This is a genomic window from Streptomyces indicus (assembly GCF_900100315.1).
Lineage (GTDB): Bacteria > Actinomycetota > Actinomycetes > Streptomycetales > Streptomycetaceae > Streptomyces > Streptomyces indicus.
This window is the reverse complement of record NZ_FNFF01000001.1, coordinates 1,339,599-1,353,757: the sequence shown is the minus strand read 5'-3', so window position 1 is coordinate 1,353,757 and position 14,159 is coordinate 1,339,599. Positions and strand designations below refer to the sequence as shown.

Genomic DNA, 14,159 nt, shown 5'->3' with positions numbered 1-14,159 from the left:
CCGCGCGCGCCGCCCCCACGCACCTCCTGAGGACCTTCCGCATGCCTGAAAGCCCCCGCTCGCCGCGCTTCGGCGCCAACTACACGCCCACGCAAGGGTGGTTCCACCACTGGCTCGACTTCGACCTCGACGCCGTACGAGCCGATCTGGACTCCATCGCGGGCCTGGGCCTGGACCACATACGGGTCTTCCCGCTGTGGCCGCTGTTCCAGCCCAACCGCACCCTGATCCGCCCGCGCGCCGTCGAGCAGCTGGTCGCGCTCGCGGACGCGGCCGCCGAGCGCGGGCTCGACGTCAACGTGGACGGGCTCCAGGGCCATCTGTCCAGCTTCGACTTCCTGCCGGCCTGGACCCAGACCTGGCACCGGCGGAACATCTTCGCCGACCCCGAGGTGGTCTCCGGCCAGGAGGAGTACCTGCGCACCCTCGCGGCCGCGCTCGCCGACCGGCCCAACTTCCTCGGCATGACGGTCGGCAACGAGATCAACCAGTTCTCGCACGATCCGCACCCCGACCCGGACCGCATCTCCCATGAGCAGGCGGCGAGTTGGCTGGAGCGGATGATCGCCGCGTGCGAGGCGGGCGCGCCCGGGAAGTTCCATCTGCACGCCGAGTACGACGCCGCCTGGTACCAGGACGCGCACCCCTTCACGCCCGCGCAGGCCGCCCGGATCGGCGCCGCCACCGCTGTGCACTCCTGGGTGTTCAACGGCACGGCCCAGCGCCACGGCCGTACGGGCGTGGCCACCGAGCACCATGCCGCGTACATGATCGAGCTGGCCCGCGCCTGGCACACGGACCCCGCGCGTCCCGTCTGGCTCCAGGAGGTCGGCGCCCCCGCACCGCACATTCCGGCCGAGCACGCCGCCCACTTCACCGAGCGCACCATCGCCAACGCGCTGGACTGCGCGGACGTGTGGGGCGTGACCTGGTGGTGCTCGCACGACGTCGCGCGCGAGCTCGCCGACTTCCCCGAACTCGAGTACAGCCTCGGCCTGTTGACCAACGAGCGCGAGGTCAAGCCGGCCGGGCAGGCCATCGCCCGGATTGTCGAGGAGTGGCGCGACCGCGAGTACGCGCCCGCTCCCCGTACCACCGCCCTGGTCCTCGACACCGGGGACACCGTCGCCTCGCCGCAGCGCGAACTCTGCGGTCCCGGCGGCGCCTTCTTCGAGGCCTGGCACCGTCTGACGGCGCAGGGCGTGCGCCCCGCCGTGGTGCTGGCCGAGCACGAGCACGACAAGGAGCACCTGGCCGCGCGCGGGATCACCGCGACGGCCACCCCGTCAGAGGTCGACTGACCCCTCCAAGGAGCACCCTGCAATGACGCAGTCTCGCCCCACCCGTCGTACCGTCGTCCTGAGTTCGGCCGCCGCGGCGGCCGGGCTGCTCGCCGCCTCCGGGCCCGCCCACGCCGCGACCGCCTCCGCGAGAGCGGCCGGTGCGGGGGCCGGCCGCAAGAAGGCCGCGGAGAACCTCCAGCCGTACGCCTCCTACTGGTTCCCCGACACGCTGCCCACCGGCACCCCCGACCCGGGCGCGGTCTGGCGCTCGCTCAAGGCCTGGACGCCCGAGTCGGACCCGGACCTCGCGTTCAACCGCTCCACCGTGCCGCTCGCCGAGCGCTTCACGCCGGTCCCCGTGAACACCACGGCCCGCGCGGGCCAGGGCCGCATCTCCTCCCTTGTCTCCTTCCACCCGACGGCCGGCAACCCCTCGCAGGGCCACGCCACCGCCGACTACTACGCGCTCACGCACTGGTCGTACATCGACGAGCTGGTCTTCTGGGGCGGCTCGTCGGGCGAGGGCATCATCCTCGCGCCCAACGCCCCGGTCGTGGACGCCGCCCACCGCAACGGCGTCCCGGTCATCGGCAACATCTTCCTGCCGCCCGCCGCGTACGGCGGCCAGCTCCAGTGGACCCGCGACCTGGTGCAGAAGGACGCGCTGGGCCGCTTCCCGATCGCCGAGAAGCTGGTGCAGGTCGCCACCTCGTACGGCTTCGACGGCTGGTTCGTGAACACCGAGACGGGCGGCGGGGATGCGGCCCTCGCCTCGCAGATGCTCGCCTTCCTCAAGGAGCTGAAGCGGCTCGGTGAGCCGCACGGCCTCAAGATCACCTGGTACGACTCGATGATCAAGAACGGGTCGATCGTCTGGCAGGACGCCCTCAACAGCCAGAACCAGGACTTCTTCCTGGCCTCCGACACCATGTTCCTCAACTTCAACTGGACGACCGCGGACCTGAGTTCGTCCGGCGCCCTCGCCCAGAGCCTCGACCGCGACCGCTACGAGCTGTGGGCCGGCGTGGACGTGGAGGCGAACGGCTGGAACAAGGCGGTGAACTGGGAGGCGCTCTTCCCCTCCGGCGGCCCGCACGTCACCTCGCTCGGCTTCTACCGGCCCGAGTGGACCCGCAACCACCTGCCGGAGGGCCGCACCCCCGAGCAGTTCCACGCGGCCGACGACCAGTTCTGGACCGGCACCTCGCTCGACCCCTCGCGCCCGTCGAGCGGCACCTGGCGCGCCCCCGCCACCGCCGTGGCCGACAAGTCCACCGTCACCTCGCTCCCGTTCGGCTGCACCTTCAACACCGGGCACGGCCTCAAGTGGTACGAGGACGGGGCCGCCCGCTCGGACGCCGCCTGGAACCAGCTCGGCCTCCAGGACGTGCTGCCGGGCCGCCGCTGGGTCGTGCGCACCACGGGCACCCGGCCCTCCGTGACCCTGGACTTCGCCGACGCCTGGCGCGGCGGCTCCTCGGTCCTGGTCGACGGGACCCTGAGCGCACCCGTGGTCCTCGAACTGCACAGCACCCGGCTCCCGTTGAGCCCCGACACCGTCGTCCGCCTCGCCCAGCGCGCCGTGTCCGGCTCGGTGCGGGTCGAGCTGGGCGTGGCGCTGCGCGAGCCTTCCGAGCCGGGCGCCCCTCTCACGTACTCCTTCCTGTCCGCGGGCACGGCGGGCAGCGGCTGGTCCACGGCGGACGTGCGGCTCTCCTCGCTCGGCACCGGCACGATCCACGGCCTCGCGGTACGGCTCACCGGCACCGGAGCCGTGAAGTGGCGGCTCGGCGGACTGCTCGTGCAGAACGCCGCCGAGACGGTCGCGGCCCCCACCGCCCTCAAGGTCGACAAGGCTTCGGGGGACGGGCAGTTCCGCCTGTCCTGGCAGGCCGCGCCCGGGCCCGTCCGCCACTACGAGCTGTACCGCGTCCTCGCGGACGGCACGCGGCGGTTCCTCACCGGCACCTGCGCGACCGCCGCGTATGTGAAGGGCCTCACGGCCGCACCCGGCGAGAAGGAGATCCGCTTCGACGTACGGTCGGTCGGGGAGGTCTACACCACCTCGGCGGCCGCGAGCACCACCCACCCCTGGTAACACCGCACCCTGAGCAGCACCCCGCACGACCCTGAACCACCCGCTCCCACAGGAAGTTGGAGTCCCCTCATGCATGACGACCGCGCCCTCGTAGAGGCCCGCCTCAAGCGTGTGCTCGACGAGCGCATCCGTCCCGCCGTCTACCCCGCGTCCGTGCCGCTCACGGTCGAGGCCTGGACCGCGCCCGGCGAGCCGGTGCCGGTCGAGGAGGGTCTCGCCGCCGTGCACGAGCCGGTGAAGGTCGGCGACGCATGGGGGGCTCCCTGGGCCACCACCTGGTTCAAGGTGACCGGTGAGGTGCCGGCCGAGTGGGCGGGCCGGACCGTCGAGGCCGTGCTCGACCTGGGCTTCGACGAGCGGATGCCCGGCTTCCAGTGCGAGGCGCTCGTCTACACCCCGGCCGGCGAGCCCATCAAGGCGGTCAACCCGCGCAACCAGTGGGTGCGGGTCGGCAGCCCGGTCGCGGGCGGCGAGCGCGTGGAGTGGCACCTGGAGGCGGCCTCCAACCCCGTACTGCTCGGCGACAACCCCTTCCGTCCGACCTGGCTCGGCGACAAGGACACCGCCGGCGACGAGCCCCAGTACCGCCTGGAGCGCATGGACCTGGCCGTGTTCGACCACGAGGTCTGGGAGCTGATCCAGGACCTGGAGGTCATCGGCGAGCTCATGCTGGAGCTGCCCGTCGAGGGCGGCCGCCGCTGGGAGATCCTGCGCGCGGTCAGCCGCTGCCTGGACGCGGTGGACCTCCAGGACGTCAACGGCACGGCCGCCGCGGCCCGTGCGGAGCTGACCGCTGTCCTGTCCGCGCCCGCCGACGCCTCCGCGCACCGCATCAGCGCCGTCGGCCACGCGCACATCGACTCCGCCTGGCTGTGGCCGCTGCGCGAGACGGTGCGCAAGGTCGCCCGCACGACCTCCAACATGACCAACCTCCTCGAAACCGAGGAGGAGTTCGTCTACGGCATGTCCCAGGCCCAGCAGTACGCCTGGATCAAGGAGCACCGCCCCGAGGTCTACGCCAAGGTCAAGAAGGCCGTGGCCGAGGGCCGGTTCGTGCCGGCGGGCGGTATGTGGGTGGAGTCCGACACCAACATGCCGGGCTCGGAGGCCATGGCCCGGCAGTTCGTGCACGGCAAGCGGTTCTTCCTCGACGAGTTCGGCATCGAGAACGAAGAGGCCTGGCTGCCCGATACCTTCGGCTTCGCGGGCGGCCTGCCGCAGATCATCAAGGCGGCCGGCTCCAAGTGGCTGCTCACGCAGAAGATCTCCTGGTCGCAGATCAACAAGTTCCCGCACCACACCTTCACCTGGGAGGGCATCGACGGGACGCGGATCTTCACGCACTTCCCGCCGGTGGACACGTACAACTGCTCCATGCTGGGCCGTGAAATCGCCCACGCCGCACGGAACTTCAAGGACAAGGGCGTCGCGAAGCACTCCCTCGCGCCCACCGGCTGGGGTGACGGCGGTGGCGGCACCACGCGCGAGATGATCGCGAAGGCCCGCCGTATGAAGGACCTGGAGGGCTCGGCGCAGGTCGTCTGGGAGAAGCCGGCCGACTTCTTCGCGAAGGCCGAGGCGGAGTACCCCGAACCGCCCGTCTGGGTGGGCGAGCTCTACCTCGAACTCCACCGCGCCACCCTCACCAGCCAGGCCAAGACCAAGCAGGGCAACCGCCGTTCGGAGCACCTGCTCCGGGAGGCCGAGCTGTGGGCGGCGACGGCGGCCGTCCGTACCGGATTCCCTTACCCGTACGAGGACTTGGACCGCATCTGGAAGACGGTGCTGCTCCACCAGTTCCACGACATCCTGCCGGGCTCGTCCATCGCCTGGGTGCACCGCGAGGCCGAGGCCACGTACGCGCGGCTGCGCGGCGAGCTGGAGTCGATCATCGAGGCGGCCCAGCGGGCCCTGGCCGGCTCCGGCGAGGGCGAGCTGGTCTTCAACGCGGCCTCGCACACCCGCTCGGGCGTGGCGGCCGGCGGCGCGGGCGTCCCCGCGGTCACCGGCTCGGTGGAGCTCACCTCCCGCACGGAGGGCGGCTTCGTCCTCGACAACGGGCTGCTCCGCGTGGAGATCGACGACCGCGGACTCGTCGTCTCCGCGTACGACATCGCGGCGGACCGCGAGACCGTCGCCCCCGGCGCGGCGGCCAACCTGCTCCAGATCCACCCGGACTTCCCGAACATGTGGGACGCCTGGGATGTCGACGAGTTCTACCGCAATGTGGTCACGGACCTGACGGACGCGGACTCCGTGCGCGTGCTCGCCTCGGACCCGGCGGCGGCCTCCGTCGAGGTCGTCCGCTCCTTCGGCTCCTCCCGCGTGACCCAGGTCCTGACCCTGCCGGCCGGCGAGAAGCGGCTCGACATCGACACCGAGGTGGACTGGCACGAGACGGAGAAGTTTCTCAAGGCGGCGTTCCCCCTGGACGTGCACGCGGACCGGTACGCCTCGGAGACCCAGTTCGGCCACCTGTACCGTCCCACGCACACCAACACGTCCTGGGAAGCGGCCAAGTTCGAGGCCTGCAACCACCGCTTCGTCCATGTCGAGGAGCCGGGCTTCGGTGTCGCCCTGGTCAACGACTCGACGTACGGCCACGACGTGACGCGCGACGTCCGCACCTCGGACGCGGGCACGACCACGACGGTCCGCCTCTCGCTCCTGCGCGCCCCGCGCTTCCCGGACCCGGAGACCGACCAGGGCGTCCACCGCTTCCGCTACGCGCTCGCGCCGGGCGCCACGGTGGTGGACGCGGTCCGCGAGGGCTACCGCATCAACCTTCCGGAGCGCCGGGTGACGGGAGCGGCCTCGGAGACGGTGGACCCGCTGTTCACCATCGCCTCGGACGCCGTGGCGGTGAGCGCGGTCAAGCTCGCGGACGACGGCTCGGGCGACGTGGTGGTCCGCGTCTACGAGGCGGCAGGCGCCCGCGCCCGCACGAAGCTGCGGGTGGGCCTGGCCGACGTCACGTCGGTGACGGCCACGGACCTCCTGGAACGCCCGCTCGCCGAGGCGCCGTCGTACGCGGTGGAGGACGGCGAAGTATCCCTGTCGCTGCGGCCGTTCGAACTGGTTACGCTGCGGTTCTCGCGCTGATCGCTCGGCGCTGACGGGGTGCGCCGGGCAGGCCGATGGCCGCCCTGCGCACCCCGTTGCGTCCCGCAAGCCGTGGGGTGCGCAGGGGCCCGGCCCGGAGGGCCTGGTCTAGCGGTACCAGTCGCCGCCGCCGCTGCTCAGAGCTCTGCGGACGTACTCGCCCAACGACCCCACCACACGGTTGCGTTCATCCGTCTCGTGATCCCACACGAACACGTCGTCACGCTCGGGCGTCCGTACGAACGCGAACTGGTCGCCGCCTCCGTTGTCCCCGAAGAACAGCAGGGGGTCGAACGACTCGTACAGTTCGGGGAAATCGGGGTGCGAGCGGAACATGCGGTTGTCCTCGAGGATGCGTGCGGCCGGCCACACCACCCCCTCGCCGTACTCGCCCTCGAGACCGTCCGACTCGGACAGCAGCGCCCGCAGCGCATCCGGCAGCCGTGTGCCGAGCCTGGCCTCGATCGCGGTCAGGTCCGAAGGGGCGGCCGGTGCGCGGAGCTCCAGGAAGGGGAACTCCGCGACCAGGTCACGCAGCACCGGCAACCACCCCGCGCCCCAGCACCCGCGCCCCCGCATACACCGCACTCGCCCCCAACTCCATCTCGATCCGCAGGAGTTGGTTGTACTTCGCCGTGCGGTCCGAGCGGGACAGGGAACCCGTCTTGATCTGGCCGCAGCCCGTCGCCACCGCCAGGTCCGCGATCGTGGTGTCCTCCGTCTCGCCCGAGCGGTGGGACATCACGACCGTGTAGCCCGCGCGGTGGGCGGTGTCCACCGTGGCCAGGGCCTCGGTGAGGGTGCCGATCTGGTTGACCTTCACCAGGATCGAGTTGGCGATCCCGGACGCGATGCCCTCGCGCAGGATGGACTCGTTCGTGCAGAAGACGTCGTCGCCCGTGAGCTGGCAGCGCGCGCCCACCCGGGCCGTCAGCTCACGCCACCCGTCCAGGTCGTCCTCGGCCATCGGGTCCTCGATCGACACGATCGGGTAGGAGTCGATCAGCTTGGACAGGTAGTCGGCGTTCTCGGCGGGGGTGCGCCGCACCCCCTCGCCCGCGTAGTCGTACACGCCCTCGCGGAAGAACTCCGAGGACGCCGGGTCCATGACCAGGCCGATGTCGGTGCCGGGCCGGTAGCCCGCCCGCTCGACGGCGGCGACCACGAAGTCGAGCGCCTCCTCGGCCGTACGCAGGGAAGGCGCGAAGCCGCCCTCGTCGCCCACGCCCGTGGAGTGCCCCGCCGCGAGCAGGTCGCGGCGCAGCGTGTGGAAGATCTCGGAGCCCATGCGCACCGCCTCGGCGAAGGTCTCCGCGCCGATCGGGGCGATCATGAACTCCTGGAAGTCCAGCGGATTGTCCGCGTGCGCACCGCCGTTGACGATGTTCATCATCGGGACGGGCAGCACGCGGGCGCCGGAGCCGCCGACGTAGCGGTACAGCGGCGTACGGTGCGCGGCGGCCGCCGCCTTCGCCGCCGCGAGCGAGACGCCGAGGATCGCGTTGGCGCCCAGGCGGGCCTTCGTGGGCGTGCCGTCGGCGGCGATGAGCGCGGCGTCGAGCCCGGTCTGGTCCTCGGCGTCACGGCCGACGACCGCGGCCGCCAGCTCCGTGTTGACGTGACCCACCGCCTTGTCGACGCCCTTGCCGTGCCAGCGCGCCGGGTCGCCGTCGCGCAGCTCCACGGCCTCGCGCGCGCCGGTCGAGGCGCCGGAGGGGACCGCGGCCCGGCCGAAGGAACCGTCGGCCAGCTCCACATCCACTTCGACGGTCGGATTACCCCGGCTGTCGAGGACGCGGCGGCCGGTGACGGAGGTGATGGCGGTCATGGGAGTCCTTCCCCTTGTCGCATGAAGGCCGGGGCCCGGCTGCGACGACGGTGGCGCTGGTCCCGGCTGCGAAGAAAACTCTACAGCAATGCTGTGCAGTGTTGCTGTTCAGTTCTGCTGTTCAGCAAGACTGTGCAGCCAAACTGTGCAGTCAGGCTGCGCAGCCGGCCTGTGCAGGCTGCTGAGCTGCGTTAAGGTGCGGTATGCCCGTACCGGAATCCGCCACCGTCGCCGCCGAACTGCGCACCGCGATGGGAAAGCTCACGCGCCGCGTGAAGCTGGAGGACCAGATGCCGCTCGGTCAGGTGGCGGTGCTCGGCGCCCTGGACCGCAGCGGCGCGATGACGACCAGCGAACTCGCCCTCGACCAGCGGGTGCGCCCCCAGTCGATGGCCCGCGCCGTCGGACTCCTCATGGAGCAGGGGCTGATCACCCGCCGCGCGCACCCGACCGACGGGCGCAAGAGCCTCGTCGAGCTCTCCGCCGCGGGCCGCAGGCTGCTCGAGGAGACGCGTGGCCGCAGGGCCGACTGGCTCGCCGAGGCCATCGAGGCCGAACTCACCGGGAAGGAACGGGAGTTGCTGGCCCGGGCGATCGGCCTCGTGGAGCGGCTCGCGGCGCATTAGAGCTCGCGGCGCAGAGGGCCTCACAGTGCATGCGACGCGGTCTGCGGCGCCGAAGGTGAACGCTCGCTGAACCGACGGTGAACCAGGGTCCGCTCATCGGCCGGACATGCCATGATGCGCGTTTCGGCAGGACGGCGACCCGGGAGGGGATACGGCGTGAGCGGCGGGCGCGCGGTCACGATGGCCCGCTTGGCGGGGGACCGCTGGCGGGTGACCCGGCCCTGGCCGGCGGCGCTGCGGCCGTATCTGCACAGCTACGCCGGTTACTGGGAGGACACCGCGACCCCGTACCGCGTACGGATCGTGCCCACCGGCCGTGCCGTCCTCCTCATCAGCCTGGGCGAGCCGTTCGCGCAGGTGCACCGGCTTGCGGAGAACGGTCCTGAAATACGCGTGGTCGGCTCGCTCGTCGCGGGGCTCGAGGACGGGCCGCGCATCGCGGACCACCCCGGCGGACAGGAGGCGATCCGCCTCGAGCTGACCCCGCTCGGCGCCTACCGCCTCTTCGCGCTGCCCATGCGCGAGGTCGCCAACACGGTCGTCGAGCTCGCCGACATCCTCGGCCCGCACTCGCGCGAACTGGTCGAGCGGATGTCCTGCACACGGGACTGGGGCGAGCGGTTCGACCTCCTCGACGCCGCCCTGCTCGCCCGGCTCGGCGCGGGGCCCGAGCCCGCGCCCGAGGTGGACCAGGCCTGGCGGATGCTCGCGCGCTCGGGCGGCACGGTCCCCGTGGCCCGCATCGCCCAGGAGACCGGCTGGAGCCACGGGTACCTCGTACGGAAGTTCACCGAACAGGTCGGTCTGACGCCGAAGATGTCGGCGCGGGTGCTGCGCTTCCACCGCACGATGGGCCTGATGGCCAGCGGGAGCGCGGACCTCGGCGCGCTCACCGCGCACTGCGGGTTCTACGACCAGGCCCATCTCAACCGGGAGTTCCGCGCCCTCGCCGCCGTCACCCCCGGTCAGGTCGTCGCCGCGCGGATGGCGGAAGGCGCCGTGGCTCTCTGACGGCCGGCCGTCGTCAGGCCCGAGGTCAAATTTGTCCAAGCCAGCCGGGGCACCGCCTCGCTAACGTCCTGGACTGTGATCTTCCGGTCAGGGGACGGCCGGAGGAGCCGAGACGTTTTTCGGGGGGACCCATGGCGAATCAGCGCCGCGCACGCTGGGAGCGGTACAAGGTGACGCGCCCGTTCTCGGGCCAGGACCTCGCCGGGCTGTGGGGGGCCATCATCGGCGTCGTGGCGCTCGCGCTGCTGCTCGGCTGGGCGCTCGACATGAAGGGCGGAGCGGTGATCGTGCTGGCGATCCCGTTCATCTCGAGCTGGTTCGACGCCCGGCGGATCCTCTTCCAGTTCGACGCGGCGGGGGTCCGCGTGGGCAATGTGCTGCTGCCCTGGCAGGACGTGCGCCAGTTCGTCGTCGCCACGCCGGGCGGCGAGCACGCCCTCATCGGGGTGCGGGTGGGCGAGCACACCGTGCTGCCGCCCGGCAGCGAGATCCCGTCGGCGCATCCCGCGATGCCCGCCCCGCTGTACGTGGCGGTGCAGAGCCAGAAGTTCGACCTGGCCAAGATGGTGAGCAAGGCGCGCAAGTACGCGCCCGGACACCTCCAGATCGTCGTCGCCGAGCCGACCGGCGAACGCGTCGCCTCGTAACACGGGCGGCTTCCCGAGCGGGGGGCCGGGCGGGCCGGACCAGCGGCCCGCCCGGACTTTTTGTCCTGCGTAAGTTTGTCCTGGGTAAGGCTTTCCCGTTCCCGCGCAGGCCTCAGACGGGCCGGCGCATGCACACCCGCGGCCACCGGTCGAGGCCGAGCTCACCCTCGTACGCCCTGATCTTCCGCAGCCCCGGCCCGAGCCCGGCCTCGTCGAGCACGCGGAAGCCGAGCCGCCGGTAGTACGGCGCGTTCCACGGCACCTCGGCGAAGGTCGTCAGCGTCAGGGCGCCGCATCCGGACGCGCGCGCATACCCGGCCGCGTGGTCGAGCAGTGCGCGGCCGACACCCCGGCGTGCCGCCGACGGATGCACGGACACCTGCTCCACATGCAGCGCACCGTCCACCGGTTCCGCGATCAGATACGCGACCGGCTGATCGCTCTCCTCCGGTACGGCGACCCACGCGCGCCCCGCCGCACGGAACTCCTCCAGGACTTCGAGGGCGGGCGGCTCGTCCTCCGCGATCGCCGCCATGCCGAGCGCACGGAAGGGCTCACCGGCCGCACGCTCGATCTCCTGGAGGCGTGGAAGGTCCGCCGCGGCGGCGGGTCGGATGCGCATGCCCGCAGTATCGGCCACGCATCCCGCGCCCCGGTACGAGGCCTCCGCTACGCCCCCGTGCTGATCAGCTCGTCCGCCGGACTGTTCACGGGCTGGGGCGTGCCCGTCAGGTCCAGGACGAACAGCGGGATCGCCAGGCCGTCGGCGCGGGCGCGGGCGTCGTCCGTATAGCCCGCGAGCGAGAAGCACACGGGGACCGAGGACGTGTTGAGCGCGGTCAGCCAGACGCATTCGACATCGCGCAGGCTCATCGCGCGCGGCGTCGGCTCGACCTGCGCGCGCAGGCCCGGGGCGGAGAGGCCCACACCGGACGCGCCGCGCTGCTCGGCGCGGCGGATGTCCCGGTAGCCGAGCCAGCGCAGATAGAGCGCGGCGGCCTGCACGGCGTCGCGTGCCGTGCGGATCGTCACGGGGTGGAAGGCCGGGCGCGGAGCGGGCGCGGTGGTCGGCAGCGGGATGTGCAGGGGCAGCGGCGCATGGCCGGGGGCCGGTCCGGAGGTGGCGGGCTTCACCGGGATGCGCAGCAGCGTGCCGCACCCGCAGCCGAGCTCGGGCTGGGGCCACTGGTCGAGTCGGCCGCAGGCCTCGCAGCGCACTGTGACCCAGTCGTCCTCCCAGGTCACGTGGGTGACCGGCTGCGGCTGGGCGCCGCGGAGCACCGGCGGCGAGACCGGCGTACCGCAGGCGCAGGGATAGACGTGCGGCGCATAGACGTGCTCGCGCCGGCAGACCGGACAGCGCACGGGAACACCCGCGGACATCGGCGCCCCCTCTCCCCGTACGAACGCTCCGTACGAACCGACGAACTCGACCCGGTGGCGCTCTCATCGTCCACCAAACACCAAGCTCTGGGGAGGGATTCGCCGACCTTCGTCGCAGTCCCGACCCCGGGAAGGGCCTTGACGCCTCCCGTGACCAGCTCTTACATTGCTTCCATATAGCAGAAGAAAACTTCCGCATTACGGAAACCGCCGGATGAGACGCTCCGCCCCGCGAGGTGGAGACCGGAGGGGGAGCCCGCGGAAGCGCCCGATAGCCGACCGGCACGGACCGGCCTGGACGCAGGAGTTACGCGATGCCTCGAATGACAGCCGCCCACGCTGCAGTGGAGATCCTCAAGCGCGAGGGTGTTACCAACGCGTTCGGAGTGCCGGGCGCCGCGATCAACCCCTTCTACAAGGCCCTGAAGGAGGTCGGCGGCATCGACCACACCCTCGCGCGGCACGTCGAGGGTGCGACCCACATGGCCGAGGGCTACACCCGCACCAAGGCGGGCAACATCGGTGTCGCGATCGGTACGTCCGGCCCCGCCGGCACCGACATGATCACGGGCCACTACTCGGCCGCGGGCGACTCGATCCCGATCCTCGCCATCACCGGCCAGGCCCCGAGCCACCTCCTGCACAAGGAGGACTTCCAGGCCGTCGACATCGCCTCGATCGCCAAGCCGCTCACCAAGATGGCCGTCACGGTCCTCGAGCCGGCCCAGGTTCCCGGCGTCTTCCAGCAGGCCTTCCACCTGATGCGCTCCGGCCGTCCCGGCCCGGTCCACATCGACCTGCCGATCGACGTGCAGCTCGCCGAGATCGACTTCGACCCGGAGACGTACGAGCCGCTGCCGGTCTACAAGCCGTCCGCGACCCGCGCCCAGATCGAGAAGGCGATCAACTTCCTTCTGGAGTCCGAGCGTCCGCTGATCATCGCCGGCGGCGGCATCATCAACGCCGACGCCTCCGACCTCCTGGTCGAGTTCGCCGAGCTCACCAACACCCCGGTCGTCCCCACCCTCATGGGCTGGGGCACCATCCCGGACGACCACGAGCTGAACGCGGGCATGGTCGGCCAGCAGACCGGCCACCGCTACGGCAACGCCACGTTCCTGGAGTCGGACTTCGTCCTCGGCATCGGCAACCGCTGGGCCAACCGCCACACCGGCTACAAGCTGGACGTGTACCGCGAGGGCCGCAAGTTCGTCCACGTGGACATCGAGCCCACCCAGATCGGCAAGATCTTCGCCCCGGACTACGGGATCACCTCGGACGCGAAGGCCGCCCTGGAGCTGTTCGTCGAGGTCGCTCGCGAGCTCAAGGCCGAGGGCAAGCTGCCCGACCGCTCCGAGTGGGTCGCCTCGCACCTGGAGCGCAAGGCCACCCTCCAGCGCCGTACGCACTTCGACAACATCCCCATGAAGCCGCAGCGCGTCTACGAGGAGATGAACAAGGCGTTCGGCAAGGACACGCGCTACGTGACGACCATCGGTCTGTCGCAGATCGCGGGCGCCCAGATGCTGCACGTCTACAAGCCGCGCCACTGGATCAACTGCGGCCAGGCGGGCCCGCTCGGCTGGACCATCCCGGCCGCGCTCGGTGTCGCCAAGGCGGACAAGGACACCCCGGTCGTCGCCCTGTCCGGTGACTACGACTTCCAGTTCATGATCGAGGAGCTCGCGGTCGGTGCCCAGCACCGCATCCCGTACATCCACGTCCTCGTGAACAACGCCTACCTGGGCCTGATCCGTCAGGCGCAGATCGGTCTGGACATCAACTTCCAGGTCAACCTGGAGTTCGAGAACCAGAACAGCCCTGAGCTGGGCGTCTACGGCGTGGACCACGTCAAGGTCGCCGAGGGCCTCGGCTGCAAGGCGATCCGCGTGACCGACCCGGCCGAGCTCGGCAACGCCTTCGAGCAGGCCAAGAAGCTGGCGCAGGAGCACCAGGTCCCGGTCGTCGTCGAGGCGATCCTGGAGCGCGTCACGAACATCGCGATGAGCAAGACCGCCGACATCTCCGACGTGACGGAGTTCGAGGAGGTCGCGACCGAGGACTGGCACGCGCCGACCGCGATCCTGCCGCTCAAGGCCCAGGCCTGAGCGCCCGGTTCAGCACCTGAGCTCCGCCTGATGTGAGGGGCGGCCCATCCGGAGGGGGATGGGCCGCCCCTTC

11 protein-coding genes are annotated in these 14,159 nt (G+C 71.3%); 7 read left to right on the top strand and 4 right to left on the bottom strand.

The window, feature by feature from the left end; all coding sequences use genetic code 11:
- Positions 1–41 precede the first annotated feature (41 nt).
- From BLT97_RS06025 to BLT97_RS06015, 3 genes are all read left to right on the top strand, one after another.
- On the top strand, positions 42–1,301 hold the full coding sequence (locus BLT97_RS06025) for a glycoside hydrolase 5 family protein (protein ID WP_093607554.1): 1,260 nt from the start codon (positions 42–44) through the stop codon (positions 1,299–1,301).
- A gap of 22 nt (positions 1,302–1,323) precedes the next feature.
- On the top strand, positions 1,324–3,381 hold the full coding sequence (locus BLT97_RS06020) for an endo-beta-N-acetylglucosaminidase (RefSeq protein WP_093607553.1): 2,058 nt from the start codon (positions 1,324–1,326) through the stop codon (positions 3,379–3,381).
- 69 nt (positions 3,382–3,450) lie between these two features.
- On the top strand, positions 3,451–6,483 hold the full coding sequence (locus BLT97_RS06015) for an alpha-mannosidase (protein ID WP_093607552.1): 3,033 nt from the start codon (positions 3,451–3,453) through the stop codon (positions 6,481–6,483).
- A 108-nt stretch (positions 6,484–6,591) separates the two neighbouring features.
- On the opposite strand, the gene BLT97_RS06010 is transcribed toward BLT97_RS06015, so the two are convergent.
- Both BLT97_RS06010 and eno read right to left on the bottom strand, forming a co-directional pair.
- The gene (locus tag BLT97_RS06010; protein ID WP_245769150.1) at positions 6,592–7,023 is read right to left on the bottom strand and encodes an SMI1/KNR4 family protein; all 432 of its coding nucleotides are present in this window, start codon (positions 7,021–7,023) and stop codon (positions 6,592–6,594) included.
- Positions 7,013–8,311, bottom strand: a complete 1,299-nt coding sequence (gene eno / locus BLT97_RS06005; protein WP_093607550.1) for a phosphopyruvate hydratase — start codon at positions 8,309–8,311, stop codon at positions 7,013–7,015. Before eno ends, BLT97_RS06010 begins: the two co-directional genes overlap by 11 nt.
- 203 nt (positions 8,312–8,514) lie before the next feature.
- On the opposite strand from eno, the gene BLT97_RS06000 reads away from it, so the two are divergent.
- The 3 genes from BLT97_RS06000 to BLT97_RS05990 all read left to right on the top strand — a co-directional run bounded on the left by BLT97_RS06000 (position 8,515) and on the right by BLT97_RS05990 (position 10,595).
- Positions 8,515–8,937, top strand: a complete 423-nt coding sequence (locus tag BLT97_RS06000; RefSeq protein WP_093607549.1) for a MarR family winged helix-turn-helix transcriptional regulator — start codon at positions 8,515–8,517, stop codon at positions 8,935–8,937.
- Positions 8,938–9,093: 156 nt separating this feature from the next.
- The gene (locus tag BLT97_RS05995) at positions 9,094–9,948 is read left to right on the top strand and encodes a helix-turn-helix domain-containing protein (protein WP_245769149.1); all 855 of its coding nucleotides are present in this window, start codon (positions 9,094–9,096) and stop codon (positions 9,946–9,948) included.
- Positions 9,949–10,079: 131 nt separating this feature from the next.
- Positions 10,080–10,595 (top strand): hypothetical protein, encoded by a 516-nt coding sequence (locus BLT97_RS05990; RefSeq protein ID WP_093607548.1) that lies wholly within the window; start codon positions 10,080–10,082, stop codon positions 10,593–10,595.
- A gap of 112 nt (positions 10,596–10,707) precedes the next feature.
- Here BLT97_RS05990 and BLT97_RS05985 read toward each other — a convergent pair whose 3' ends face one another.
- Positions 10,708–11,217 (bottom strand): GNAT family N-acetyltransferase, encoded by a 510-nt coding sequence (locus tag BLT97_RS05985; RefSeq protein ID WP_093607547.1) that lies wholly within the window; start codon positions 11,215–11,217, stop codon positions 10,708–10,710.
- A 47-nt stretch (positions 11,218–11,264) separates the two neighbouring features.
- On the bottom strand, positions 11,265–11,978 hold the full coding sequence (locus BLT97_RS05980) for a hypothetical protein (protein WP_093607546.1): 714 nt from the start codon (positions 11,976–11,978) through the stop codon (positions 11,265–11,267).
- A 314-nt stretch (positions 11,979–12,292) separates the two neighbouring features.
- Between BLT97_RS05980 and gcl the strand changes: the two genes are divergently transcribed.
- On the top strand, positions 12,293–14,086 hold the full coding sequence (gcl, locus tag BLT97_RS05975) for a glyoxylate carboligase (protein ID WP_093607545.1): 1,794 nt from the start codon (positions 12,293–12,295) through the stop codon (positions 14,084–14,086).
- Positions 14,087–14,159: the final 73 nt, after the last annotated feature.